This window comes from Paraburkholderia diazotrophica, assembly GCF_900108945.1.
Taxonomy (GTDB): Bacteria; Pseudomonadota; Gammaproteobacteria; order Burkholderiales; family Burkholderiaceae; genus Paraburkholderia; species Paraburkholderia diazotrophica.
Genome location: NZ_FNYE01000011.1, coordinates 48,545 through 70,895, shown reverse-complemented (window position 1 = coordinate 70,895; position 22,351 = coordinate 48,545). Strand labels below are relative to the sequence as shown.

Below are 22,351 nucleotides of genomic sequence, written 5' to 3'. Positions count from 1 at the left end.
ACTCCTTTATCGTGAGTACATGTCGAATCGCTCAGTGCGGCGACACGACGTGATCGGCCATCTCGTCGATGGTCGCGAATACGCGGTCCGGTCGCGCGTTTGCAATCGGCTCTCCGTGGTTGTAGCCGTAGGGCACGGCCCATGCCGCGACGCCGGCGCGGCGCGCGGACTGCACGTCGGTGCGCGAATCGCCGAGATGCGCCGCCGCATGCACGGGCACCTTCAGATGATCGAGGCAATAGCGGATCGGCAGCGGATGAGGCTTCTTGTACGGAAGGCTGTCGCCGCCGAGCACCACGTCGAAGTACGACGCAAGCCCCGCTTGCTGCAACAGGCGCTGTGCGAAGCGAAAGTCCTTGTTCGTGACGACGGCCATGTGTATATCGGCGGACCGCAGGCGCGCCAGCGCATCGTGCACGCGCGGATACGGCTGCACAGTGGTGCCCGCGATAGTGTCGTAGTGCGCGTCGAACACGGGCATGATCTCGTCCAGCGCGATATCCGCTTCGACGCCCAAGCCCGTCAGTACCTGCTGCATCAACACGCGTGTGCCGTTGCCGATGTGCCCGATGACGGTATCGAGCGTGACAGCGGGATAGCCGTACCCGTCGAGTACACGGTTGACGGCCATCGCGAGTTCCGGCGCCGTGTCGATCAGCGTTCCGTCGAGGTCGAACGTGATGAGCCGCGTTTTCATCACACGCATGCCTCGACGACGCGTTCGACCGTCACGCCGAAGTGCGCATACAACTCGCCCGCCGGAGCCGATTCGCCGAACGACGCGAGGCCGATTACGCGCCCATCGGGTCCGACGTATTTGTGCCAGAAGTCGCTGTGCGCGGCTTCGACCGCGACACGGCGCACGCCCGGTGGCAACACTTGCGCGCGATACTCGGCATCCTGCCGGTCGAACACGGATGTCGACGGCATCGACACGACGCGCGCACACACGCCCTGCTCGTCAAGCTGGCGTTGTGCGGCAAGCGCGAGCGCGACTTCCGATCCCGTCGCGATGATCACCACGTCGGGCGAGCCGCCCGTCGCCTCGCTCAGCACGTAGCCGCCTCTGCGCACGAGCGCCATCTGTGTGTCGTCGCGCGTCGCCTGCGGCAGGTTCTGACGCGACGCGACGAGCGACGTCGGGCCGTTCGCGCGTTCGATCGCCATCTGCCACGCGATCGCTGTCTCGACGGTATCGCATGGACGCCACACGTCGAGGCCCGGAATCAGACGCAAGCTCGCAAGATGCTCGATTGGCTGATGCGTCGGGCCGTCTTCACCGAGGCCGATCGAATCGTGCGTGAGCACATGGATGACGCGCTGCTTCATCAACGCGCTCATCCGTATCGCGTTGCGCGCGTAGTCGGAGAACACGAGAAACGTGCCGCCGTATGGAATGAAGCCGCCGTGCAGCGTCATCCCGTTCATGATCGCCATCATCCCGAACTCTCGCACGCCGTATGACAGGTAGTTCGCGTGCGGATCGATCGCTTGCCCCGGCACGAATCTCCGCGACGCCTTCACGGCCGTCAGGTTCGAGCCCGTCAGATCCGCAGAGCCGCCGAACAGCTCGGGAAGTTCGGGCACCAGCACGTCGAGCGCGATCTGCGATGACTTGCGCGTCGCGGTCGGCCCGGTCGCGTCGCGCGCGACATCGACAAGCTGCTGCGTGATGCGTGGCCAGTCTGGCGGCAGTTCGCCGCGCATGCGCCGCTCGAATTCCGCGGCGTCGTCCGGATATTCGACGCGATACGCTTCGAGCATCGCGTTCCATTCGCGCACGCGTGCCGCGCCGCGCTCGCGCTGGCTCCAGTTCGCGCGAACGTCATCGGGAATCTCGAACGGCGGATGGTCCCAATCGAGCGCGCGCCGGGTTGCGTCGATTTCATCCGCGCCGAGCGGCGCGCCGTGCACGTCGTGCGTATCCGCCTTGTTCGGCGAGCCCCAGCCGATCGTCGTGCGACACACGATCAGGCTCGGACGCGCGCCGCTCGCTTTCGCGTTCGTGTGCGCATCGCGTATCGCCGCATCGACCGCCAGCGCGTCGTGGCCGTCTATCGGTCCGATCACATTCCAGCCGTATGCGCGAAAGCGCGCCGCCGTATCGTCGGTAAACCAGTTGCTCACGTGACCGTCGATCGAGATGCCGTTGTCGTCGTAGAAGCAGATCAGCTTGCCGAGCCCGAGCGTGCCCGCGAGCGAACCGGCTTCGTGGCTGACCCCTTCCATCAGGCAGCCGTCGCCGAGAAACACATACGTGTGGTGATCGACGATGGGGAACCCTGCGCGGTTGAAGCGCGCGGCGAGCAGCTTCTCCGCGAACGCCATGCCGACGCCATTCGCAAGCCCTTGCCCGAGCGGGCCCGTCGTCGTCTCGACGCCGGGCGTGAGGCCGACTTCCGGATGCCCAGGCGTTTTCGCGTGCAATTGCCGGAAGCGCTTCAGTTCGTCGAGCGGCAGATCGTAACCAGACAGATGCAGCGCCGCGTAAAGCAGCATCGAGCCGTGACCGTTCGACAGGACGAAGCGGTCGCGATCGGGCCACGACGGATCGGACGGGCTGTGCCGCAGATGATCGCGCCACAACACTTCGGCGATATCGGCCATGCCCATCGGCATGCCCGGATGGCCCGATTTCGCGGCCTCGACGGCATCGATTGCGAGAAAGCGGAGCGCGTTCGCGAGACGGCGCCGGCTCTGCGGCAACGCCGCCTCCAGGCACATGTGAGCGGAATCATTCATTGCGAGAGTCCTCCTTCATGACATCGGCACGCGCCTTCACATCGTGGCCTGCTCGCGGTTGCCCATCAGGCGCAGGATCATCGGCGTGAAGATCAGTTGGATCGCGAGGCCCATCTTGCCGCCAGGGCACACGATCGTGTTCGGACGCGACATGTACGAGTCGTGCAGCATCGACAGCAGATACGGAAAGTCGATTCCTTTGGGATTCGCGAAGCGGATCACGAGCATGCTTTCGTCGAGCGACGGGATATCGCGTGACGTGAACGGATTCGATGTGTCGACGACGGGCACGCGCTGGAAATTCACATGCGTGCGCGAGAACTGCGGGCAGATGTAGCTCACGTAGTCGGGCATCCGGCGCAGGATCGTGTCGACGACGGCCTCTTGCGAATAGCCGCGCATGTTCTTGTCGCGATGCAGCTTCTGAATCCATTCGAGGTTGATGATGGGGACCACGCCGACGAGCAGGTCCGCATGCTGCGCGACGTTGACGCGATTCGTGACGACCGCGCCATGCAGTCCTTCGTAGAACAGCAGGTCGGTGCCTTCGTCGACGTCGGCCCACGCCGTAAACGTGCCCGGCGGTTGTCCGTGCGCCGCGCCTTCCGCCTCATCGTGCAGATACTTGCGGGACTTGCCCGTGCCCGTCGAGCCGTATGTGGAGAACAACTGCTCCAGCTCTTCGAACAGATTTCCCTCCGGTCCGAAATGGCTGAAGTGCTGATCGCCCGTCTCTTCGGCTTCTTTCAGCTTCTGCCGCATCTGCTGACGATCGAACGCATGGAACGAATCGCCTTCGATGATCGCCGCCTTGACCTTCTCGCGCCGGAAGATGTGCTGAAACGATCGCGTAATCGTCGTCGTGCCCGCACCCGACGAACCCGTTATCGCGACGATCGGATGTTTAGTCGACATGTCTCTTCCTCGTGTTCGATATCGTGGAGCCCGGGCGCGTCACTGGGTTGCGCGGAACAGCGAGCGCGTGTTGAACAGCGGCGACTCGAAGCGCTCGTCGGTGCCGCTGTCGTACTCGACGTGATAACGCTCGAGCCGCTCGACTTCTCGCCGCGAGCCGAGGATCACGGGCACGCGCTGATGCAGCGCCTGCGGCATGACATCGAGAATGCGTCCGCGTCCCGTCGATGCACGCCCGCCCGCCTGCTCGACGATCATCGCCATCGGATTGGCTTCGTAGAGCAACCGCAAGCGTCCGGGTTTCGCCGGGTCCTTGTAGTCCTTCGGGTACATGAACACGCCGCCGCGCATCAGGATGCGATGCACCTCGGCGACGAGCGACGCGATCCAGCGCATGTTGAAGTCCTTCTGCCTTGGACCGGCCTGGCCCTTCACGCACTCGTCGATGTAGCGCTGCACGGGCGGCTCCCAGAAGCGCCTGTTCGACGCGTTGATCGCGAACTCCTGCGTGTCCTCGCCGATGTGCAGATCGGGATGAGTCAGGATGTATGCGCCGATCTGCGGATCGAGCGTGAAGCCGTGCACGCCACGGCCGAGCGTCAGCACGATCATGTCGGCGGGACCGAACAGCGCGTAGCCCGCGCAGACCTGCTTGCTGCCCGGCTGCAAGAAATCTTCGACGCGCGGATCGGTAATGCCCGGCGGCGCTTCGAGCACCGAGAAGATCGTGCCGACGGTCAGATTGACGTCGATGTTCGACGAGCCGTCGAGCGGATCGAATAGCAGCAGATAGCGTCCGCGCGGATACTCGGCGGGAATCTCGTACGCGTGCTCCAGTTCCTCGGAGACCATCCCCGCGAGCTGCCCGCCCCACTCGCAGCACGACAGCATGATCTCGTTCGAAATCACGTCGAGCTTCTGCTGCGTCTCCCCCTGCACGTTCTTCGCGCCCGCAGCGCCGATCGCGCCGTCGAGCGCGCCGCGCGCGACGCGCGTGCCGATGTACTTGCACGCGGTCTGGATGTCGTTGATGAGCGCCGTCAGCTGCTCGTCCTGCGCCGGATGGCGGCGGTGCTCTTCGATGATAAACTTCGAGAGCGTCGTTCGGCCGTGCTGCATGTCTGCCTCCTATTGGGTATTGCGGAACACGCGGCTTGCGCGAATATCGGCATCGACGATCGTCTCTAGCACGTCACGCGTCACCGTTCCTGTCGACGAGAAGACGCGGTTGGCCTGGCGCAGCCGCGCACGATCGAGTGCGTTGCGAATCGAGCGCGCATTCGCGAAGTTCGGTTGGCTCTTGCGTCGCCCGATGTACTGGCGCAGCGCGACCTTCGCGTCGGCATCGAGCCTGTAGTGCATGTCGCGCAGCATCAGTTCTGCGATCTCGAACAGCTCCTCGTCCGTATAGTCCGGAAAGTCGATGTGATGCGCGATGCGCGACGTCATGCCCGGATTGCTCCTGAAGAACGTGTCCATCCGGTCCTTGTAGCCCGCGAGAATCACGACGAGATCGTCGCGCTGGTTCTCCATGATCTGCAGCAGAATCTCGATTGCTTCCTGGCCGTAGTCGCGCTCGTTCTCCGGGCGGTACAGGTAATACGCCTCGTCGATGAAGAGCACGCCGCCCATCGCCCGCTTGATCACCTCCTTTGTCTTCGGCGCTGTGTGGCCGATGTACTGGCCGACGAGATCATCGCGCGTGACGGCCACGACGTGCCCCTTGCGCACATAGCCGAGGCGATGCAGGATTTCCGCCATGCGCATCGCCACCGTGGTCTTGCCTGTGCCGGGATTGCCCGTGAAGCACATGTGCAGCGACGGCGCGGCGGTCGCCATGCCCAGCTCCTTGCGCGCGCGCTCGACGACAAGGAACGCGGCGATCTCGCCAATGCGCGACTTGACGGGTGCGAGCCCGACCAGCTCGCGATCGAGCCGTTCCAGCACATCGTGGATTTGCGCGTCGCGCACTATCGCTTGCAGGTCAATGGCGTTTTCGGTGCTCATGGGCGTCGAGTCTCGTCAACGGGTTGGACTATGCGGCGATCCGTTCGGGTACTACGTTCGGGCACTACTCGTAGCGCTCGCCCTCCGGCCGGTCGTCTGCATACGGACGCAGCCGGTAGCGGATCGTGCGTGCTTCGCCTTCGTCGCGCACGAGGCAGAAACCACGCTCGTTGTCCGGGCGGGCCACGATGAACGACAGCCGCATCGTCTCGAAGCCGGGCGTCGAATCGAACGCATTGACCTTCACGTAGTGCCCCGGCTTCGCCTTGCGGCACGCATCGACTTCGAGCATCACGCCCGCCGCGTCCTTGAGGTCGAACATCGGCAGGCCCCACATGTCCCAGAACGAATTGCGCGGATGCGGATCGTCGGTGAATTCGACGGAACAGGCCCATCCCTGGCGCAGTGCGTATTCGATCTGTCCGCGAATGTCGTCGTCGGTCAAATCGGGCAAGAAAGAAAACGTTCCCTGAGTGAGTCGCATGTCGTTCTCCATCTTTACGATGCCGTTGCTGTCGGCACGAAGTCGGGCGTATCCGTCGACGTGTAGTTGAAGGTCACGTCGCGCCATGTGTCGAGCGCCTGCTTGAGCGGCGTGCACCAGCGCGCCGCGGCTTCGAGAATCGCTGGTCCTTCGTTCGCGATGTCGTGCCCTTCGTTGCGCGCCTTCGTCATCGCTTCGAGCGCGACGCGGTTCGCCGTCGCGCCGGCCTGGATGCCCATCGGATGGCCGATCGTGCCGCCGCCGAACTGCAGCACGACGTCGTCGCCGAACAGCGCAAGCAACTGATGCATCTGTCCCGCGTGAATGCCGCCCGAAGCGACGGGCATCACCTTCTTCAGCGCGGCCCAGTCCTGCTCGAAGAACAGACCGCGCTGCAGATCGACCTCGTTGCGCGATTCGCGGCACACGTTGTAGAAGCCCTGCACGGTGTGCGGATCGCCTTCGAGCTTGCCGACGGCCGTGCCCGCGTGCGCATGGTCGACGCCCGCGAGGCGCAGCCACTTCGCGATCACGCGAAACGACACGCCGTGATTCTTCTGCCGCGTATAGGTGCTGTGACCGGCGCGGTGCATGTGCAGGATCATGTCGTTCTTGCGCGCCCAGTTCGACATCGACTGGATCGCAGTCCAGCCGATGACGAGATCGACCATCACGATGCACGAGCCGAGCTCCTTCGCGAATTCGGCGCGCTCGTACATGTCTTCCATCGTCGCGGCGGTGACGTTCAAGTAATGTCCCTTGATCTCGCCGCTCGACGCTTCTCCGCGCTTAACCGCTTCCATGCAGAACAAAAAGCGGTCTCGCCAGTGCATGAAAGGCTGCGAATTGATGTTCTCGTCGTCCTTCGTGAAGTCGAGGCCGCCCTTGAGCGCTTCATACACGACGCGCCCATAGTTCTTTCCGGACAGGCCGAGCTTCGGCTTCATCGTCGCGCCGAGCAGCGCGCGGCCGAATTTGTCGAGACGTTCGCGCTCGACGACGATGCCTGTCGGCGGCCCCTTGAACGTCTTCACGTACGCAACGGGAATGCGCATGTCCTCGAGACGCAGCGCCTTCAACGGTTTGAAGCCGAACACGTTGCCGATCACCGACGCGGTCAGATTCGCGATCGACCCTTCCTCGAACAGATCGAGCTCGTATGCGATGTACGCGAAGTACTGCTGCTCGGTCGGCGTGCCCGGCCCGGTGTTCGGCACGGGATCGACGCGGTACGCCTTCGCGCGATACTTGTCGCAGGCGGTGAGCCGGTCGGTCCAGACCACCGTCCATGTCGCCGTCGACGATTCGCCCGCCACGGCCGCCGCTGCCTCGTCGGGCTCCACGCCCGGCTGCGGCGTGATGCGGAACAGTGCGATGACGTCCGTATCCTTCGGTTGATAATCCGGCTGCCAGTACCCCATCTGCCTGTACTTGAGTACACCCGCTGCATAACGCTGCCTGGCATCGGTGATCACGCTGCTTTCCACGGGAATGGTCATCGTCTCGCTCCTCGTTGGCTGACCTCATGGAAAACAAGGTTATGCGGCCTGGTAATCGTTAGGAATTCATTTCTTCTTTGGTCTCGATTAAGCGTTGCTTAGTGATGGGTTTTACGCTTCGGCAGCTTCGCGTATTCGTGGCCGTCGCGCGTCATCTGAACTTCACGTGAGCCGCCGGGACGTCGGGTCTGTGCCCCGGCATATTGCAGCGCCGCAACCCGCCTGCATGTATGGCCGGGAGCCTGCCTCCGTCACTGTCGACGGGACGGGCGAAGCGGGTGACGAACGGGGTGCGGGATCAGGCCATGCAGCCCAAGGACATGTCCCTGTGCACGCCATCGCGGGATGTGAGAAAGTCCAATTGAATGGGAGCAACCGATTTGATAGTGAGGCTAGTTCCGCATCGAGCGATGCTGCCTCACCGCCATCCCGAGGAGCACGGCAATGAAGATCCAGCATTTCCTTGTGGCCGCCGTCATCGCGATGACGGGCTGCCCGGCATTTGCCCAGCAACAGCCGTCTGTGGAGATCAAGCAGGGACCAGGCAAGAGCACCGTGACAGGAACGACAACCGTCGTCGCCACGGTCGTCTCCATCGATCCCGCGACCCGGACCGTCACGCTCAAGGACAAGAACGGCCGCGTCGAACAACTTGCGGCAGGCGACCGGGTGCGCAACTTCGATCAGCTCAAGGTCGGCGATGTGGTCACCACCGAGTACCAGGAGGCGCGCTCTCTGAGCCTGAAAAAAACGAGCGGCCCGCGCTCTTCCAGCGAGCGGCAGACCTTTCAGCCGGCCGCGTCCGGGACCAAACCGGGGGGCACAATCAGTCGTGAGATAACGGTAGTGGGCGATGTCGTTGCGGTGGATGCAACGCGGAACCACGTCACGATAAGGGGGCCGCAGGGTGCAATGGATGTGCTGGTGGACCCCGAGCAACTGAAGGACATTCGCAAGGGTGATCAGGTCGAGGTCGTGCACACCGAAGCGGTTGCGATATCCGTCACGCCAGGAGCGAGCAAGTAGTCAACGGGCAGAGTCAGACGTCGCGTTTTGCGCCATTCTGTAGCGGTCTCCGGACTATTGCGGCAATGCGATGCCGTCGAGGCCTTCCTTCAGCGCACGCGAAACCATCGACATCAGCGACCCTTCCCGGCCAACCGCGACATCGCCCATCGCTTCCTGAACGCTCACCACCTTGCGCGCGTCATAGTGACGGCCGCTGCCTGCTTCGTTCTCGAAGGCATTGGCCCGCTGATTGATCTCGTCGATATCCGCGCTCACCACTAGCACCGCGTGTGCAAGAACAAGGTGTCGTTGATTGTCGTCCGTTTGCATGCTGGCTGGCGCGCGCCGCCAGTACTGGGCGGTGCCGGCGATCTTGCGCGCCTGTTCCGCCGGCCCCCAGGCGAGATTGAAACGGCCGTCGCAGAACGACCCATCCACGGACTGCCAGTGAGTAGCTACGCCAAGCGAGCGCAACGCACCGCCGACGACCTCGCACAGATGCAGATAGACCGCCTCGCTCAACGCTCCGGGCGGCCGCGTCACCGCATACGCGAGGCTCAGATTGAGGATGCCGGGTCCCTGTGGAACCAGCCCGCCGCCCGACATGCGCAGCCAGACGGGACAGCCGCGCCCGGCGAAGCTCGCACGTGCCGTCTCGAACCCCGGATAGCGCAGATAGCTGCGCGGCACCACCAGCGACACGGGCGCTTCCCATAGCTGCGCCGCGCGGCGACCTTGCGCCGCCAAGTCCAGCAGCGCCAGCTCTTCTTGCAGCGGGTCAGTCCCGGATGGATCGGACTCGACGAATACGAATGGCATGTTCTTCATCATTGCGCGGGCGGTTCGACAAGGTCTTCACAAAGCGATTATGAATGGTCTTCGTGCTTCCGCACGTGCCCGTTCTTCAATGCACAGGCGAGCGTGCGAACTCCGTCGCCTTGACGGCCTCGACCAGATAATCGACGAAGGAAGCGATCCGCGCCGATATCGCCGTGTTGCGGTAGTAGACGGCATTGATCGGTTGACGGACGTCCTGTGTCTGTCGCGGGAAAAGCTGAACGAGCCTGCCCTCTCGACGGTCGCGGCCCGTCATGAAGTCGGACAGACAGACGATGCCCGCACTTTCCAACGCAAGCTGTCGCAGCGTTTCGCCGCTGGATGCCGCGATAGTCGGTTCGATTCGACAGGGCTCGTTGTCCGGTCCGATCAACGGCCATACATTGAGCGACTCGGGCTGCGTGAATCCGAGCAGCGAATGCTTCGCGAGGTCGTCCACGCGTTTCGGATGACCCTGTGCTTTCAGATACTCGGGCGTGGCCAGTACCCGTATCCGGCTGCTGCCGACGGGACGGCTGTGCAAGGTCGAATCTTTGAGCTTGCCGATCCGGATCGCGACATCGGTGCGCCGTTCGAGCAAATCGATAACGCCTTCGTTGCTGTTCAGTTCCAGTTCGACTTGCGGATAACGCGCCCGATAGCCTGCCACGAGAGGCACGATCACGTGGAGCATGAACGGCGTGGCGGCATCGACGCGCAAACGTCCGGAAGGCCGCTCCCGCCGCGCGGCGAGTTGCTCTTCGGCGTTTTCTACCGCGCCGATGATCTCACGCGTATGTTGAAGAAAGGCTTTTCCTTCTTCCGTCAATTCGAGGCGCCGTGTGGTCCGGCGCAGCAGCGTGGTTTGCAGCTTTTCTTCGAGTCTGCCCAGCGTCCGGCTCGCACCCGACACGGTCTGATCCAGTTGCTCGGCTGCGGCTGTGATGGAGCCGGTGTCGACTACTGTCGCAAAGGTCTGCAGTTCGTCGAGGGTGACTTTCATATTTGATCTGGAATCAATAGTGCCTCCTTTATAGATCAGTTTTTCCGCAAAAGTAAAGAACCAGGCCTGGGAACTGGATTTGCCTCTTTGCGGCAGAGGAATGAGGATGTTCGTGGAGCCGGGGAAATGCGGACGCGATTCTATTGACACGCCCGATTGCGGGTTTCAGGAGATTCGACGGACACGCGTTTATGCGGGCACAAAGACCTCGATCGAAGCCCTTTGCCCGCAGTCGAATTGCTGGCGCTCTTCTAGCGCAGAGTTCTTCTAGCCGAATGACGCTTGCGGATTACCCGCTGCCAATGCTTCCGCACGATTGGGCGCCGGCGGATAGATCCACTTCGTGTTGATCATCTGCTTGCGCGCCTTGCCTTCGGCGTGCGTGAGTTTGACCTGTCGATCCCAACCTTCCGAATAGATCGCGCCCCACTCGCCGAGATCGACGCAAGTGGCGTAGAACGGCTGACGATATTCCAGAGTCGGAACGCCGATCAAATCGGCGGCAACATTGTGCCCGCCGAATTGGCCCATCACGATGGCGTGCTGACACGACATCAGCGCGAAGTGACCGTCATCGTCGGTCCGCGCCCGCGCAACATCGCCCGCGACGAAGACATCGGGTGCTTCCGGCACACGCAGATCCGGCGCCACTTCGGCACGTCCGAGCGGATCGACATGCGACGAAACTTGCGCGGCCAACGAGCTTGCACGCATGCCGCCTGCCCAGATCACCGTTTTCGCTTCAATGCGCGTGCCCGATGCGGTGCGAACGCCGTCCGCATCGACTGACACCACGCCAGAGCCCAGCACCGTTTCGACGCCCAGCGATTGAAACGCCTCAGCGATAAACGGACGCGGATTCGGCCCAAGATCAGGACCGATCGTGTCCTGCGAGCCGATCACGACAACGCGAACGGCCGCATCGGCACCGAACGATGCGCGCAGCCGCTTCGGCAGTTCGGTCGCAACCTCGATACCCGTAAAGCCGCAGCCGACAACTGCGACGGTATTGCGCGCAGGCGAATCCGGCAGCTTCGCCAATTCCGCGAAGTGGTTGTCGAGCGCGACCGCATCCTCGATTCGATCGACGGAAAAAGCGTACTCCGCGAGGCCTGGAATCGGCGGCCTGTTCAGCTTGCTGCCGCTGGTCAACAGCAGCCGGTCGTATGCGAGCGAACGCTTTTGTCCGTTGGCCGACACGACACTCAGCGTCTTCTCCTTCACGGAAATCTCGTCGACGCTGCCTTCGACGAATTTCACGCCAATGGCATCGAGCAAAGGCAGCAGCGGTGCAGCCATCTTCTGCGGCTCGCTTTCATACATCCGCGGACGGATTTGCAACTCAGGCTTCGGCGAGATCAACGTGACTTCAACGTCACTGCTCCTTACGCCAGCTGCGTCGAGCACGCGTGCTGCGCCGAGTGCGCCCCACACTCCGGCAAAGCCGGCACCCACGATCAGGATCTTTTGCGACATGACATTACCTTCCGTTAGAAAGTTGCGGAGTCGACGACAGTTCGAAATGACTGAGCATGATCGACATAGGGGACGTTGTTTGTGCAATTGCTTGCGCGACTGCATGTGCAATTGCCTATGCCCCTCGTCGACACGAATTCTAGGTTTGGCCATCGAGCGCGAGTAGCGCCGCGGATGCGTTCACCGTGTTGCCCGCACGGCAACAATCGACAGAGTGAACAACGGAACTCGTGTGGGGCGCCGCAGGCTGAGCCGCTATTCGTGAGATGCATCGCGGCGCGACACGCAAGCACGCACCGCATTTGGCCGAAGCGCGTCGGTGGGCATCGGCGTGCGGCTCACCGACAGCCGGCACTACATCCTCGATCTGTCGATCGCAAAAGCAGTCGGCGATGCGCCGATCGAAAGCGCATCGCGCAGCACGCGCGTCAACGCAACGTTTTCGTATCAGCTGTTGTGATCGCGCTCTGTCACGCGAGCTGCTGGTCGATGGTCTTTGTCAGCGGCGACTTGACGTCGCCTGTGTGCTTCGTCGATGCAAGCTCGACGAGCATGATCCAGCATTCTTCGTCTGCGACGGGGTTGTGACGTGTGCCGCGCGGCACTACATGCATCGAGCCGGCGGGCAGTTCGACTTCCCGGCCCCCTTCGTACTGGATGCGCAAGCGGCCTCGTACCACGTAGAACAGTTCATCCTCTTCGTCGTGGCTGTGCCAGACGAGTTCGCCGCGCACTTTCGCGACTTTGATGTACTGGTCGTTGACCTGCGCGACGACTTTGGGAGACCAGTACGACGCAAGCTGATCGAACTGCGCAACGAGGTCGAACGTGTCGGCAAAGGGAGGGGCAATCATATTTATCTCCAGCGTGTGAATTGGGTTCTCTATAGCGAGCGAACACTGTAGCCAGTCGATCGAAATCAGAAAAACCAAAAATCTTGATGCCGCCCATTACGCGGCATAATGAACGGATGACGCGAAACCTGGACATGGCGCTCGTGCGCACCTTCGTCGCTGTTGCCGAGCGAGGCAGCATGACGGCGGCTGCGAATCTGCTGAACATGACGCAAGGTGCCGTGAGCCAGCAGATCAAGCGGCTTGAAGATCTGCTCGGCTGCGCGCTGCTGGTTCGCGAGGCACGGCGCCTCGATCTGACGCGTCAAGGCGAGCACTTCCTTGCGAAAGCACGGCAACTGCTGCGTCTGAACGACGAGATCTGGAGCGACATGACGGCGCAGCCGTTGCATGGCCGGCTCAAGGTCGGCGTTCCGCACGACCTCGTAGGCACCCATCTCGCGCCCGTGATGAAGATGTTCGCTGACGAGCATCCGCAGGTCGAAATCACCCTCGTTTGCGGGACCTCGCCTCAACTGATGGAGGCGGTCGACCAGGGCACGCTCGATCTCGCGCTTATCGAAGAGCCTGCGCATTCGGCGCCGCCCGATGTGTTGCGTATCGAGCCGCTCGTCTGGGTCGGCGCGCGCGGCAGCGACGTGCATCTCAAGCGGCCGCTGCCCCTTTCGATGGTTGACGAATCATGCGCATTCAGGCCGTTTGTGCTTGACGCGCTCGCGAATCGCGACATCGCCTGGCGCACCGTGTTCGAGAGCGGGAACATCGAGGCGACGGCCGCGACGGTCCGCAGCGGACTCGCGATCACGGCGTGGCTCGTGTCCACTGTGCCCGCTGACCTCGATATCCTGCCGGACGCCGCCGGGCTGCCGCCTCTTCCACCGTTTGCGATCAGCCTTCGCGTGCCATCGACGATACAACCCGTGGCACTGACGTTCGCTGCGTTCGTGCGCGACGCGATGATGCGCGGGCGCTAGGTTTCGCGTTGGCTGGATCGATCGTGGCGGGCTGCGAGTGTGGAAGCAATCGACGCCGGAGTCTGCGCATCGATTTCACACGCGGAACATTCCCCAACCCTTCCCGTCGATAACAGATACGCTGACTACGCTGGAATATGCCAGCGACGGAGACTTCACATGGACGACCCGTCCGCATCGAATGAAAAGTGCACGGAAAGCGCCGTCGACATCGTCGCGCCCACCTCCGTAGCGGCGCTCGCGGCCACGCTCGACTACGACACCGCCCCCGCCGAGCGCGATGCGCTTCCGCCTTTGTGGCACTGGATCTTCTTCAGGCCGATCGTCAGGCAGTCGCTGATCGCCGAAGACGGCCACCCGCGCAAAGGCAGCAAAGGTACCTTTCTCCCCGATCTCGGCCTGCCGCGCCGCATGTGGGCGGGCGGCCGGCTGCGCTTTACGGCGCCCGTGATCGTCGGCGAGCGCATCACGCGCGCATCGAGCATTCTCGACGTGCGCGAAAAACAGGGGCGCACGGGCAAGCTCGGCTTCGTCACGGTCGGACATCGGATCGAGTGCCTCGGCGCGCTCGCGATCGACGAAGAGCACGACATCGTCTATCGCGAACTGTCGGCTTCCGCTGCACACGCGCCGACCGCCGCGCCCGCCGACGCCGCATGGCAACGCACGCTCACGCCCGACGAGACATTCCTCTTTCGCTACTCGGCGCTGACCTTCAACGCGCATCGCATCCACTACGACACGCCTTATGTGACGCAAACGGAGGGCTACCCGGGTCTCATCGTGCACGGGCCGCTGATTGCCACGCTGCTGATGGATCTGCTGCGTCGCGAGCGGCCCGATGCCGTCGTGCTCGACTTCTCGTACCGGGCGATGCGGCCTTGCTTTGCGGGCAACGCACTGCATCTGTGCGGCCAACCTTCCGCAGACGGCAAGACGGTCGAGCTCTGGTCGAAGGATCACGAAGGCTGGCTCGGCATGAGCGCTCGCGCCACGCTCGCCTGACGACGCACACACACAGGCACACGGGCAAATCATGATCGACATTGCAGGCACCAGCGACGACGCGTATCAGGACATCCGGGAGGCAGTGCGCGATCTGTGCGAATGCCGAAGATCGCGTCGGGCGAATTCCGACTGCAGTCGGCGAAGTGCTCAGCCACGCTTCGGCCTTCGACGCGTCAACGCCTAAGCTTCGTCTTCACCCTGCCCTTCTAGCATCCGAAACGCCGCCTTCTCCGCGTTCAGCACGTGCTGGCGGGCAAGCTCCTGTGCCTCGTCCGCATCGCGCGCCTTCAGCGCCTTGTGCAGCCTGTCGATTTCGCGCAGGCTGCTCGGCAGCCGGTCGGGATGCATCAGCGATGTCGCGCGCAGCAGATTCACGCGCGAGTAAAGGCTGTTCAGGATTTCCTTCACGAGATGGTTGCCGCAGTTGTCGAGCAACACATCGTACAGGGCCGCCTTGGCCTTGAGCACGCCGTTCTGGTCTTGCGCGGTCGCCTGGGCACGCAGCATCTTCGCGGCCTCGCCGAACTGGGCGATGGCCTCGTCGCTGGCGAGCCGCGCGAATTCGTGCGCCGCGAAGCCTTCGAGCAACGCGCGCAACGCGTAGAGTTCGGCGGCCTCGGCGCGCGACATCACCGCGACCACGGGCCCCTTGTGCGGCACATTCCGCACGAGCTTTTCCGCCTCCAGCTTGCGCAACGCCTCGCGCACCGAGGTCCGGCTCACGCCCAGCGTCTCGCAAAGCTCGCGCTCGATCAGACGCGCGCCCGGCGCAAAGCGCCCGCTCATAATGGCCTGGCGCAGCACGTTTTCGACCTGGTGACGCAGCGTCTCCGGCCGGACCAACCCGATATCAGTCGACATTATTGTCTTCCCGTCCGACAAAAACCCAGTCGCTATGATACTTCACCGCTGCCCGTTTCAGACGTCCGGCGAGCATAATTTCGGGTCGGCGGACGCGCGCCGAGCTTGCATCAGCGAACCGAGCCCGGCGCGCGACACGATTCGCAGCGCGTCGTCGAAGCGGAGCACGAGCGGTTCCGCGTGCGCGACTTCGAGCGAGGCGATCCGCGCGTCGTCGATTCCGTCGAGATGCTTGAACAGCGCGCGCAACGCGTTGCCGTGCGCGACCATCAGCACCGATTCGCCATTGCGCAACGCGGGCGTCACCGTTGTTTCCCAGAGCGGCAGCACGCGCGCGAGCGTATCGCGCAGGCTTTCGGTGCGCGGCAACGCATCGGGATGCGGCAGCGCAGCGCCGGCGAATTGCGCGACGATCGCCTGCTGCCGCGCGGCATCGAGCGGCGGCGGCGCTTCAGCGAAACCACGCCGCCATGCGCGCACCTGCGCAGCGCCGTAGGAGCCGGCCGCTGCGTCCTTGTCCATGCCCGTGAGCGCGCCGTAATGGCGGTCGTTCAGACGCCACGAACGCACGACGGGCTGCCTCGGCGCTCCGCACCGGCCGACGATCAGATCGAGCGTGTGTCCCGCGCGGCTCAGCACCGACGTGACGGCCAGATCGAAGCGCAACGACAGCGAGCGCATCTGCTCGCCGATGTGCATCGCCTGCTCGACGCCGTGCGCCGACAGCGGGACGTCCATCCAGCCCGTGAAGCGGTTCGTGCGGTTCCATTCCGACTGGGCGTGACGCAAGACCACGAGCGTTGCGTAATCCGCCATGCTGACCTCGTCTAGTTGTAGCCCAGGATCGCGGCTGTGCGGACGTGCGCGTGCTCGTTGCCGTTCGATGCCAGCCGCGACAGCGGCGCCGCCTGGAACGCGCGGAACGTCGAGTTTGCGTTGCGTGCGCGCAGCGTCATTGGCGGCCGCGCGGACTCGCGCGCCGGGTTGCGCACAGCGCCGCGCGCAGGATCGCGGACCATATCGCGCACGATATCGCGCGGCAGATTCGTGCTGTTGCGTTTCATCTGCGTATCACGCCTCCGCAGCGATGCGCTGCTTCGCCAGCGCCGCTTCGAGCAGCGGCGCGCCGAGTTCCGCGCCGTGAATCCCCGTCGTGCTGACGATCTCCAGCAGTTCCATGAGTTCTTCCGCCGTCGCGCCGTAGCGCAGCGCGTTGCGCATGTGCAGCTTGAGGCCCGGCACATACAGATGCGTCGACGAAGCGTCGAACGCGCAATACATGAACTCCTTGACCTTAGGACTCAGCACGCCCGTGCGCCAAGGCACCGACGAAAACGCTACATAAGCCTCGAACAGATCGGGATCGAGTTCGAGCAGGCCTTCCCATGTCGGATGCCAATACCCGCGATTCTTTTCGAAGGCTTCCTTCAGCGCGCGGCGCCGTTCGTCGAGCGGCGTTGGCCCGGCGCGCAGTCCTTCCTCTTCGAGCACTTCGAGCAGCACAGGCACGCCGACATTGCTCGTATGTATGCCGATCGTGCTGATCAGTTCGAGCACTTCCATCAGTTCCTCACCCGTCGCGCCAAATGCAAGCGCGCGTTCCAGATGATGCGCGACGCCGGGCCCGTACAACTGCGTTGCGCATGCATCGGCGGCGAGCGCGATGAACGCGCGCACCTTGTCGTCGAGATGATTTCTACGCTGCGGCACCGCCGAGAACTGCACATATGCATCGACAAAGCCCGCATCGAGACGAAGCATGCTGTCCCATGCGGCGTTCCAGACGCCGTGCACGCGCACGAAGTCGTCCTTGATCTGCTGCGCCTCGCGTTGCGCGCGCGCCCGCTGCGCTCCCTGATCCATTCACTCGTTCCTCATGATGGCGATGATCGAATGCCCGCCTGCGCGGAACGCGAAACACGGCACGCGCCGCATTCCGCGCTCTGCATCAGCGCGCGTCGAGCCCCTTCGGATAATCGGCCTCGGCCACTTCTTCCTGCCACGTCGCCTTGCCGATCGACGTGGCAATGTGCACCATGTAGCTGCCGTCGCTCGCGCCGTGCCAGTGGCGCTCGTTCGGCCCGATGAACACGATGTCGCCCTGGCGGATTTCCTGCGGCGCCTCGCCTTCCTTGCAGATCCAGCCTTTGCCCGCCGTCACCTGCAGCACCTGGCCATGCTCGTGCGTATGCCAGTACGTGCGCCCGCGCGGCGCGAAGAACACTGTGTTGATCGTGACGCCGTCCGTCGCCGGCATCACGGGGTCGGCCCACACCGTGCCCGAAAACGTCTCGCCGCGCTGCTCCGACAGTTTGCCGTCCGCCCTGCCGTGAAATACCTTCATGCCTGCTTCTCCTCTGCTTTTCCTGGTTACGAACCCTTGCGCTGGCCGTCGAACAGCCGCACGCCGCCCGACACGTCGCCGATCGCATCGACGACCCGGTTGCTGATCACATCGCCATAGCCGAGCGCCGTGCCCAGCCCGAAGCTCGCGAGCGGCCCCGCCGCGTTCAGCGACACCACACCCAGCTCGCGCGCGAGATCGACATAGAGCACGACGTCCTTCGTCATCAGCTTGCCCGTCAGCCCGCCTTCCAGATAGTCGCCGTCGACGATCTTCGGAAAGCGGTTCAGCGTCGCGAAGTTCACGCCGCTGCTGCTGTTGAGCACGTCGAGCAGCAGATGCAGATCGAGCCCCGCCTTCTTGCCCGCCACCATGACTTCCGCGCTCGCCGCGAGGCTCACGGCATTGAGGAAGTTGTTCAGCAGCTTGGTCGTATGTCCCGCGCCGCTGTCGCCCATGTGCGCGACCTTCGCGGCGATCGGCGCGAACGCCCATTTGAGCGCCGCGACGGCGCTCGCGTCGCCGCCGACCATCAGCGTCAGCGTGCCCTTCCCGGCGGCCGCCGCGCCGCCCGAGATGCCCGCGTCGACATACTGCGCGCCGCATTGCGTGAAGCGCTGCGCGAGCCGTATCGTCGAGCTTGCGGCCGCCGTGCTCAGATCGACGACGATCTGTCCCGCGCGGCAATTCGCGAGCACGCCGCCCTCGCCTTCGACCACCGCCTCGACGACCTTGCTGTCCGGCAGCGACAACATGACGACGTCGGCGAACTTCATCACGTCGGCCACGCTCGCCGCGACCTGCGCGCCCGCGGCCTTCACGCGCTCGGGCACGGTGTCGTAGCCGAGCACGGCGATGCCCGCATCGACGAGACGCCGCGTCATCCGGCCGCCCATGTTGCCGAGACCGATGAATCCGATCCGTTCCTTGTTCATTTCCGCTATTCCCTTACTGGTAGTCGTTCGTCAGAAGTCGACGTCCTTCGTTTCCGGTCCCATCAGCGCGCCGATTGCGCCGATCAGTCCGCCGATGCAAAGCAGCACCACCGACGTCAGCCGCAACGGCATGAACGCACCGAGCCAGTTCATGTAGAACGCGTAGAACGACGGGATGATCACCGACAGGCTGAAGCCGACGCCGAAGCCCGTTGCGCGCACATCGGTGAGGAAGCGTTCGTTGATGTACGTGACGATCACGCCCCACGGCGACGTCACGAGCACGGCAAGCACGCAGACGAGCGCGATGATGGTCGCCAGCGACAGCCCGTCGACGTTCGCGAGCACATACAGCAGCGCCGCACCGACCGTTGCGATCAGCGGGCCGACGATCGCGAAGAAGCGCCGCCGCCCGATGACCTGCGCGATCATCCCCGAGCCGATGTAGCTGAAGAACAGCACGAAGTACGTGATCATCAACGTGGACGTCATCTGGAAGCCCGTCAGATGCAGCGTCTTCACGAGCAGCCCCGTCGGCAGAAAGATCGTGATGATGTTTTGCGTGAGCCAGAAGCCCGTCATCATGACCAGCACCTGAAGCAGGTTGCGTCCGCTCTTGCCGCGCAGAAGATCAGTCAGCGGCAGCTTCTCCGGCTGAGGGCCTTTCTCGGCCGTTTCGCTTTCCCAGATCTCCGATTCGGCAACCTTGTGCACGTAGTACATCGCGAGGATGCCCGCGAGCACCGCGCCCAACACGAACGGAATGCGCCAGCCCCATTGCGCGTAAGGCGAGTGCATGCCGTTGAGCGGAAAAAGCGCGAACATCAGCATCGCGACGAGGTTGATCGACACATACGCAGCCGGAAAGCCCGCGATGATGAAGCCGCCGACAAAGCCGCGCTGCCCCTTCTTCGAATACTCGATGGCGAGCGGCATCGCGCCCGTGTAGCCGCCGCCGAGAAAGATGCCGTCGACGAAGCGCAATAGCACGAGTGCCCAGTACGACACGATGCCGATGCTCTCGTAGCCCGGCAGCAGCGCGATCAGCAGCGTGACGACGCCGAAGCCCGACACCGACCAGATCGACGCCTTGCGGCGCCCGATGCGGTCCGCGATCATCCCGAACAGCAGCGCGCCGATCGGCCGCCCGAGCAGCGTCGTGATGAACACGAGCGACGCGAGTATCGTCTCCATGCCGCTCGACAGATGCGGCGGCTGAAAGAACGCCAGCACGGGGGACAGCACGACGACGGGCAGGTAAATATCGAACATGTCGATGTACTCGGAGAAGAACGCGCCTTTGATGGCGTTGCGTCTTTTCGTTTCTATCGACTGCTCGCGTTCCGACTGTATGACATCAGTCGCAGTGAGGGTCTTCATCGATGTCTCCATTCTTTGTCGGCACCGTGTGGTGCTTTGGTGTGGTCAATTCCGTAGATCAGTGAACTCGCATTCAGACTGCCGAAGTCTCCGCTTCGTATGCCTTGATCGCTTCCGTCGCGACGCGGAACGCGGCCAGCGCGAGCGGCACGCCGCAGTAAATGGCCGCCTGCATCAGCACCGCGCGGATCTCTTCCTTCGTCACGCCGTTGCGCAGCGCGCCCTTCACGTGCACGGACAGCTCGTGGTGCTGGCTCATCGCCGTGAGCATCCCGAGGTTCAGCATGCTGCGCGTCTTGAACGACAGCGTCGTGTCGCCCCAGATGTCGCCCCAGCAGCACTCCGTGACGTACTTCTGCATGGGCCGGTTGAAGTCGTCGGCGTTGGCCCACGACTTCTCCACATGCCCCGCGCCGAGCACTTCCTTGCGGTTTTCAAAGCCTTTATCGAAACGTTCGTTGCTATCCATCTTCAAGGTCCTCTCTGTTGCTCTACCCGTTCAACCGCTCCGCGCACCCGGACTGCCTGACGCGATGATTGTCTGACAATCAAGATGCGCAAAATTTTTTTGACTCGCGGCCTGACTCTCGCCGCGAGCCACTACCCATCAATCCGTGCCGTAACCGACCAGCGCCTTCGTTTCCAGATACTCGCGCAAACCCCCTTCGCCCCACTCCCGGCCGTTGCCCGAGCGCTTGTAGCCGCCGAACGGCGCGTTGAAATCGGCGGGCGGATAGTTCAGATGCACGCCGCCCGCGCGCAGCGCACGGCCAACCTTGCGGGCGCGCGCGACGTCGCCCGATTGCACGTAAGCGGCGAGACCGTAGTCGGTGCCGTTGGCAATCGCGATGGCTTCGTCTTCACTGTCGTACGCGATCATCGACAGCACCGGCCCGAAGATTTCCTCGCGCGCGATCGTCATGTCGGGCGTGACGTCGGCGAAGACGGTCGGCTTTGCGTAATAGCCTTTCTCGATGCCGGCGGGCAATCCCGTGCCGCCCGTCACGAGCCGCGCGCCTTCGTCGATGCCCTTCTGGATCAACGCCTGCACGCGCTCGAACTGGTTGCGGTTCACGAGCGGTCCGAGCTGCGTCGACGGCTCGTCGGTCGGCCCGACGCGATAGCCTTCCGCCGCGCGTTTCGCGATCTGCGCCGCATCGTTCATCAGATGACGCGGCACCAGCATGCGCGTCGGAATCGAGCACGACTGGCCCGCGTTCGTGAAGCATGCGGCGACGCCGCGCTTCACTGCTTCGTCGAGATCGACGTCGTCGAGCAGGATGTTCGCGGACTTGCCGCCCAGTTCCTGCGCAACGCGCTTGACGCTCGGCGCGGCTGCCTGCGCGACCAGCACGCCCGCGCGCGTCGAGCCCGTGAACGACACCATGTCGATATCCGGATGACTCGCGATCGCCTCGCCGACGCCGGGACCATCGCCGTTCACGAGATTGAACACGCCTGCGGGCACTTGCGCTTCGTCGAGCACTTCGGCGAACAGCAGCGCGCTCAGCGGCGAATACTCGCTCGGCTTGAGCACCATCGTGCAACCGGCCGCGAGCGCGGGCGCGATCTTCACGACGATCTGGTTGACAGGCCAGTTCCACGGCGTAATCAGCCCGCACACGCCGATCGCTTCGAGCACGACACGCGTGCTGCCGCGCTGCTCCTCGAATGCGAAGCGCTCCAGCACGTCGATCAGCGCATTCAGATGCGCCGGACCGCGTGCCGCCTGGCCGTTGCGCGCGAACGTGATGGGCGCGCCCATCTCGCGGCGCATCGCCTCCGCGAATTCGTCGTAACGGCGCTCGTAGATGCTCAGCACGCGCCGCAGCAACGCGACACGCTCCGCGACACTCGTCGCGGACCATGCAGGAAACGCGCGGCGCGCGGCGGCAACCGCGCGATCGACGTCTTGCGCATTGCCGATCGCGAGCCGTTCGAACGGCACTTCAGTCGACGGATCGACGATATCGAACCATCGTGGGGACGCGGGCTCGGCCCAGCGTCCGTCGATATAAAACTGCGCTGCATGTGACATGGCAGGC

General features: G+C 63.6%; 24 protein-coding genes. 4 read left to right on the top strand and 20 right to left on the bottom strand.

Features of this window, described 5'->3' with window-relative positions:
- Positions 1-31 precede the first annotated feature (31 nt).
- The 7 genes from gph to BMW76_RS16030 all read right to left on the bottom strand — a co-directional run bounded on the left by gph (position 32) and on the right by BMW76_RS16030 (position 7,647).
- Entirely contained in the window at positions 32-697 is a 666-nt protein-coding gene (gph, locus tag BMW76_RS16060; protein WP_090866928.1) for a phosphoglycolate phosphatase, read from the bottom strand.
- Complete coding sequence (tkt, locus tag BMW76_RS16055) at positions 697-2,742, bottom strand: transketolase (RefSeq protein ID WP_245763252.1); 2,046 nt, start codon at positions 2,740-2,742, stop codon at positions 697-699. The genes gph and tkt overlap by 1 nt, the downstream gene beginning before the upstream one ends.
- A 36-nt stretch (positions 2,743-2,778) precedes the next feature.
- Positions 2,779-3,657, bottom strand: coding sequence for a phosphoribulokinase (locus BMW76_RS16050; RefSeq protein ID WP_090866665.1), 879 nt, complete (start codon positions 3,655-3,657; stop codon positions 2,779-2,781).
- Between the two features lie 39 nt (positions 3,658-3,696).
- Positions 3,697-4,776, bottom strand: a complete 1,080-nt coding sequence (locus BMW76_RS16045; RefSeq protein ID WP_090866661.1) for a class 1 fructose-bisphosphatase — start codon at positions 4,774-4,776, stop codon at positions 3,697-3,699.
- A gap of 9 nt (positions 4,777-4,785) precedes the next feature.
- The gene (cbbX, locus tag BMW76_RS16040) at positions 4,786-5,664 is read right to left on the bottom strand and encodes a CbbX protein (RefSeq protein WP_090866659.1); all 879 of its coding nucleotides are present in this window, start codon (positions 5,662-5,664) and stop codon (positions 4,786-4,788) included.
- A gap of 64 nt (positions 5,665-5,728) precedes the next feature.
- Entirely contained in the window at positions 5,729-6,148 is a 420-nt protein-coding gene (locus BMW76_RS16035; RefSeq protein WP_090866926.1) for a ribulose bisphosphate carboxylase small subunit, read from the bottom strand.
- Between the two features lie 14 nt (positions 6,149-6,162).
- Positions 6,163-7,647 carry a form I ribulose bisphosphate carboxylase large subunit gene (locus tag BMW76_RS16030; RefSeq protein ID WP_090866657.1) on the bottom strand — a complete coding sequence of 495 codons (1,485 nt, stop codon included), beginning with the start codon at positions 7,645-7,647 and terminating at the stop codon, positions 6,163-6,165.
- Between the two features lie 444 nt (positions 7,648-8,091).
- On the opposite strand from BMW76_RS16030, the gene BMW76_RS16025 reads away from it, so the two are divergent.
- The gene (locus tag BMW76_RS16025; protein ID WP_090866655.1) at positions 8,092-8,673 is read left to right on the top strand and encodes a hypothetical protein; all 582 of its coding nucleotides are present in this window, start codon (positions 8,092-8,094) and stop codon (positions 8,671-8,673) included.
- Between the two features lie 54 nt (positions 8,674-8,727).
- Here the strand turns inward: BMW76_RS16025 and BMW76_RS16020 are convergent, their stop codons facing one another.
- The 3 genes from BMW76_RS16020 to BMW76_RS16010 form a co-directional block, all read right to left on the bottom strand.
- Positions 8,728-9,474, bottom strand: coding sequence for a lipoyl protein ligase domain-containing protein (locus BMW76_RS16020; RefSeq protein WP_090866925.1), 747 nt, complete (start codon positions 9,472-9,474; stop codon positions 8,728-8,730).
- Between the two features lie 85 nt (positions 9,475-9,559).
- Positions 9,560-10,474, bottom strand: a complete 915-nt coding sequence (locus tag BMW76_RS16015) for a LysR family transcriptional regulator (RefSeq protein ID WP_090866653.1) — start codon at positions 10,472-10,474, stop codon at positions 9,560-9,562.
- Between the two features lie 267 nt (positions 10,475-10,741).
- A complete protein-coding gene (locus tag BMW76_RS16010) occupies positions 10,742-11,950 on the bottom strand; it encodes an NAD(P)/FAD-dependent oxidoreductase (protein WP_090866651.1) in 1,209 nt (402 codons plus the stop codon).
- 319 nt (positions 11,951-12,269) lie between these two features.
- Between BMW76_RS16010 and BMW76_RS41150 the strand changes: the two genes are divergently transcribed.
- Positions 12,270-12,410, top strand: coding sequence for a hypothetical protein (locus BMW76_RS41150; protein ID WP_177200401.1), 141 nt, complete (start codon positions 12,270-12,272; stop codon positions 12,408-12,410).
- A 10-nt stretch (positions 12,411-12,420) separates the two neighbouring features.
- Here BMW76_RS41150 and BMW76_RS16005 read toward each other — a convergent pair whose 3' ends face one another.
- On the bottom strand, positions 12,421-12,804 hold the full coding sequence (locus BMW76_RS16005; RefSeq protein WP_090866649.1) for a cupin domain-containing protein: 384 nt from the start codon (positions 12,802-12,804) through the stop codon (positions 12,421-12,423).
- A 116-nt stretch (positions 12,805-12,920) separates the two neighbouring features.
- On the opposite strand from BMW76_RS16005, the gene BMW76_RS16000 reads away from it, so the two are divergent.
- Positions 12,921-13,778, top strand: coding sequence for a LysR substrate-binding domain-containing protein (locus BMW76_RS16000; protein ID WP_090866647.1), 858 nt, complete (start codon positions 12,921-12,923; stop codon positions 13,776-13,778).
- Positions 13,779-13,937: 159 nt separating this feature from the next.
- Entirely contained in the window at positions 13,938-14,783 is an 846-nt protein-coding gene (locus BMW76_RS15995) for an FAS1-like dehydratase domain-containing protein (protein WP_090866645.1), read from the top strand.
- Positions 14,784-14,966: 183 nt separating this feature from the next.
- Here the strand turns inward: BMW76_RS15995 and BMW76_RS15990 are convergent, their stop codons facing one another.
- The 9 genes from BMW76_RS15990 to BMW76_RS15950 all read right to left on the bottom strand — a co-directional run bounded on the left by BMW76_RS15990 (position 14,967) and on the right by BMW76_RS15950 (position 22,344).
- Positions 14,967-15,647: a GntR family transcriptional regulator gene (locus tag BMW76_RS15990; RefSeq protein ID WP_090866643.1), complete on the bottom strand. Its 681-nt coding sequence runs from the start codon at positions 15,645-15,647 to the stop codon at positions 14,967-14,969.
- A gap of 57 nt (positions 15,648-15,704) precedes the next feature.
- Positions 15,705-16,463, bottom strand: coding sequence for a 2,3-bisphosphoglycerate-dependent phosphoglycerate mutase (locus tag BMW76_RS15985; RefSeq protein WP_090866641.1), 759 nt, complete (start codon positions 16,461-16,463; stop codon positions 15,705-15,707).
- Positions 16,464-16,474: 11 nt separating this feature from the next.
- Positions 16,475-16,711 (bottom strand): hypothetical protein, encoded by a 237-nt coding sequence (locus BMW76_RS15980; RefSeq protein ID WP_090866639.1) that lies wholly within the window; start codon positions 16,709-16,711, stop codon positions 16,475-16,477.
- A gap of 7 nt (positions 16,712-16,718) precedes the next feature.
- A complete protein-coding gene (locus BMW76_RS15975) occupies positions 16,719-17,510 on the bottom strand; it encodes a carboxymuconolactone decarboxylase family protein (protein ID WP_090866638.1) in 792 nt (263 codons plus the stop codon).
- Between the two features lie 85 nt (positions 17,511-17,595).
- On the bottom strand, positions 17,596-17,991 hold the full coding sequence (locus tag BMW76_RS15970) for a cupin domain-containing protein (protein WP_090866636.1): 396 nt from the start codon (positions 17,989-17,991) through the stop codon (positions 17,596-17,598).
- Positions 17,992-18,017: 26 nt separating this feature from the next.
- On the bottom strand, positions 18,018-18,926 hold the full coding sequence (locus tag BMW76_RS15965) for an NAD(P)-dependent oxidoreductase (RefSeq protein ID WP_090866634.1): 909 nt from the start codon (positions 18,924-18,926) through the stop codon (positions 18,018-18,020).
- Between the two features lie 30 nt (positions 18,927-18,956).
- A complete protein-coding gene (locus BMW76_RS15960; protein WP_090866632.1) occupies positions 18,957-20,306 on the bottom strand; it encodes an MFS transporter in 1,350 nt (449 codons plus the stop codon).
- A gap of 73 nt (positions 20,307-20,379) precedes the next feature.
- Positions 20,380-20,775 (bottom strand): carboxymuconolactone decarboxylase family protein, encoded by a 396-nt coding sequence (locus BMW76_RS15955; RefSeq protein ID WP_090866630.1) that lies wholly within the window; start codon positions 20,773-20,775, stop codon positions 20,380-20,382.
- A gap of 138 nt (positions 20,776-20,913) precedes the next feature.
- Entirely contained in the window at positions 20,914-22,344 is a 1,431-nt protein-coding gene (locus BMW76_RS15950) for an aldehyde dehydrogenase family protein (protein WP_090866923.1), read from the bottom strand.
- Positions 22,345-22,351: the final 7 nt, after the last annotated feature.

Coding starts and splice junctions, on each gene's coding strand:
- BMW76_RS15970 (WP_090866636.1), bottom strand. CDS start 17,991: ATGAAGGTATTTCACGGCAGGGCGGACGGCAAACTGTCGGAGCAGCGC.
- BMW76_RS16025 (WP_090866655.1), top strand. CDS start 8,092: ATGAAGATCCAGCATTTCCTTGTGGCCGCCGTCATCGCGATGACGGGC.
- BMW76_RS15975 (WP_090866638.1), bottom strand. CDS start 17,510: ATGGATCAGGGAGCGCAGCGGGCGCGCGCGCAACGCGAGGCGCAGCAG.
- BMW76_RS15955 (WP_090866630.1), bottom strand. CDS start 20,775: ATGGATAGCAACGAACGTTTCGATAAAGGCTTTGAAAACCGCAAGGAA.
- BMW76_RS15980 (WP_090866639.1), bottom strand. CDS start 16,711: ATGAAACGCAACAGCACGAATCTGCCGCGCGATATCGTGCGCGATATG.
- BMW76_RS16010 (WP_090866651.1), bottom strand. CDS start 11,950: ATGTCGCAAAAGATCCTGATCGTGGGTGCCGGCTTTGCCGGAGTGTGG.
- BMW76_RS16020 (WP_090866925.1), bottom strand. CDS start 9,474: ATGCCATTCGTATTCGTCGAGTCCGATCCATCCGGGACTGACCCGCTG.
- BMW76_RS15990 (WP_090866643.1), bottom strand. CDS start 15,647: ATGTCGACTGATATCGGGTTGGTCCGGCCGGAGACGCTGCGTCACCAG.
- gph (WP_090866928.1), bottom strand. CDS start 697: ATGAAAACGCGGCTCATCACGTTCGACCTCGACGGAACGCTGATCGAC.
- BMW76_RS16030 (WP_090866657.1), bottom strand. CDS start 7,647: ATGACCATTCCCGTGGAAAGCAGCGTGATCACCGATGCCAGGCAGCGT.
- BMW76_RS16050 (WP_090866665.1), bottom strand. CDS start 3,657: ATGTCGACTAAACATCCGATCGTCGCGATAACGGGTTCGTCGGGTGCG.
- tkt (WP_245763252.1), bottom strand. CDS start 2,742: ATGAATGATTCCGCTCACATGTGCCTGGAGGCGGCGTTGCCGCAGAGC.
- BMW76_RS16005 (WP_090866649.1), bottom strand. CDS start 12,804: ATGATTGCCCCTCCCTTTGCCGACACGTTCGACCTCGTTGCGCAGTTC.
- BMW76_RS16015 (WP_090866653.1), bottom strand. CDS start 10,474: ATGAAAGTCACCCTCGACGAACTGCAGACCTTTGCGACAGTAGTCGAC.
- cbbX (WP_090866659.1), bottom strand. CDS start 5,664: ATGAGCACCGAAAACGCCATTGACCTGCAAGCGATAGTGCGCGACGCG.
- BMW76_RS16000 (WP_090866647.1), top strand. CDS start 12,921: ATGACGCGAAACCTGGACATGGCGCTCGTGCGCACCTTCGTCGCTGTT.
- BMW76_RS15965 (WP_090866634.1), bottom strand. CDS start 18,926: ATGAACAAGGAACGGATCGGATTCATCGGTCTCGGCAACATGGGCGGC.
- BMW76_RS15950 (WP_090866923.1), bottom strand. CDS start 22,344: ATGTCACATGCAGCGCAGTTTTATATCGACGGACGCTGGGCCGAGCCC.
- BMW76_RS16035 (WP_090866926.1), bottom strand. CDS start 6,148: ATGCGACTCACTCAGGGAACGTTTTCTTTCTTGCCCGATTTGACCGAC.
- BMW76_RS15985 (WP_090866641.1), bottom strand. CDS start 16,463: ATGGCGGATTACGCAACGCTCGTGGTCTTGCGTCACGCCCAGTCGGAA.
- BMW76_RS15995 (WP_090866645.1), top strand. CDS start 13,938: ATGGACGACCCGTCCGCATCGAATGAAAAGTGCACGGAAAGCGCCGTC.
- BMW76_RS15960 (WP_090866632.1), bottom strand. CDS start 20,306: ATGAAGACCCTCACTGCGACTGATGTCATACAGTCGGAACGCGAGCAG.
- BMW76_RS16045 (WP_090866661.1), bottom strand. CDS start 4,776: ATGCAGCACGGCCGAACGACGCTCTCGAAGTTTATCATCGAAGAGCAC.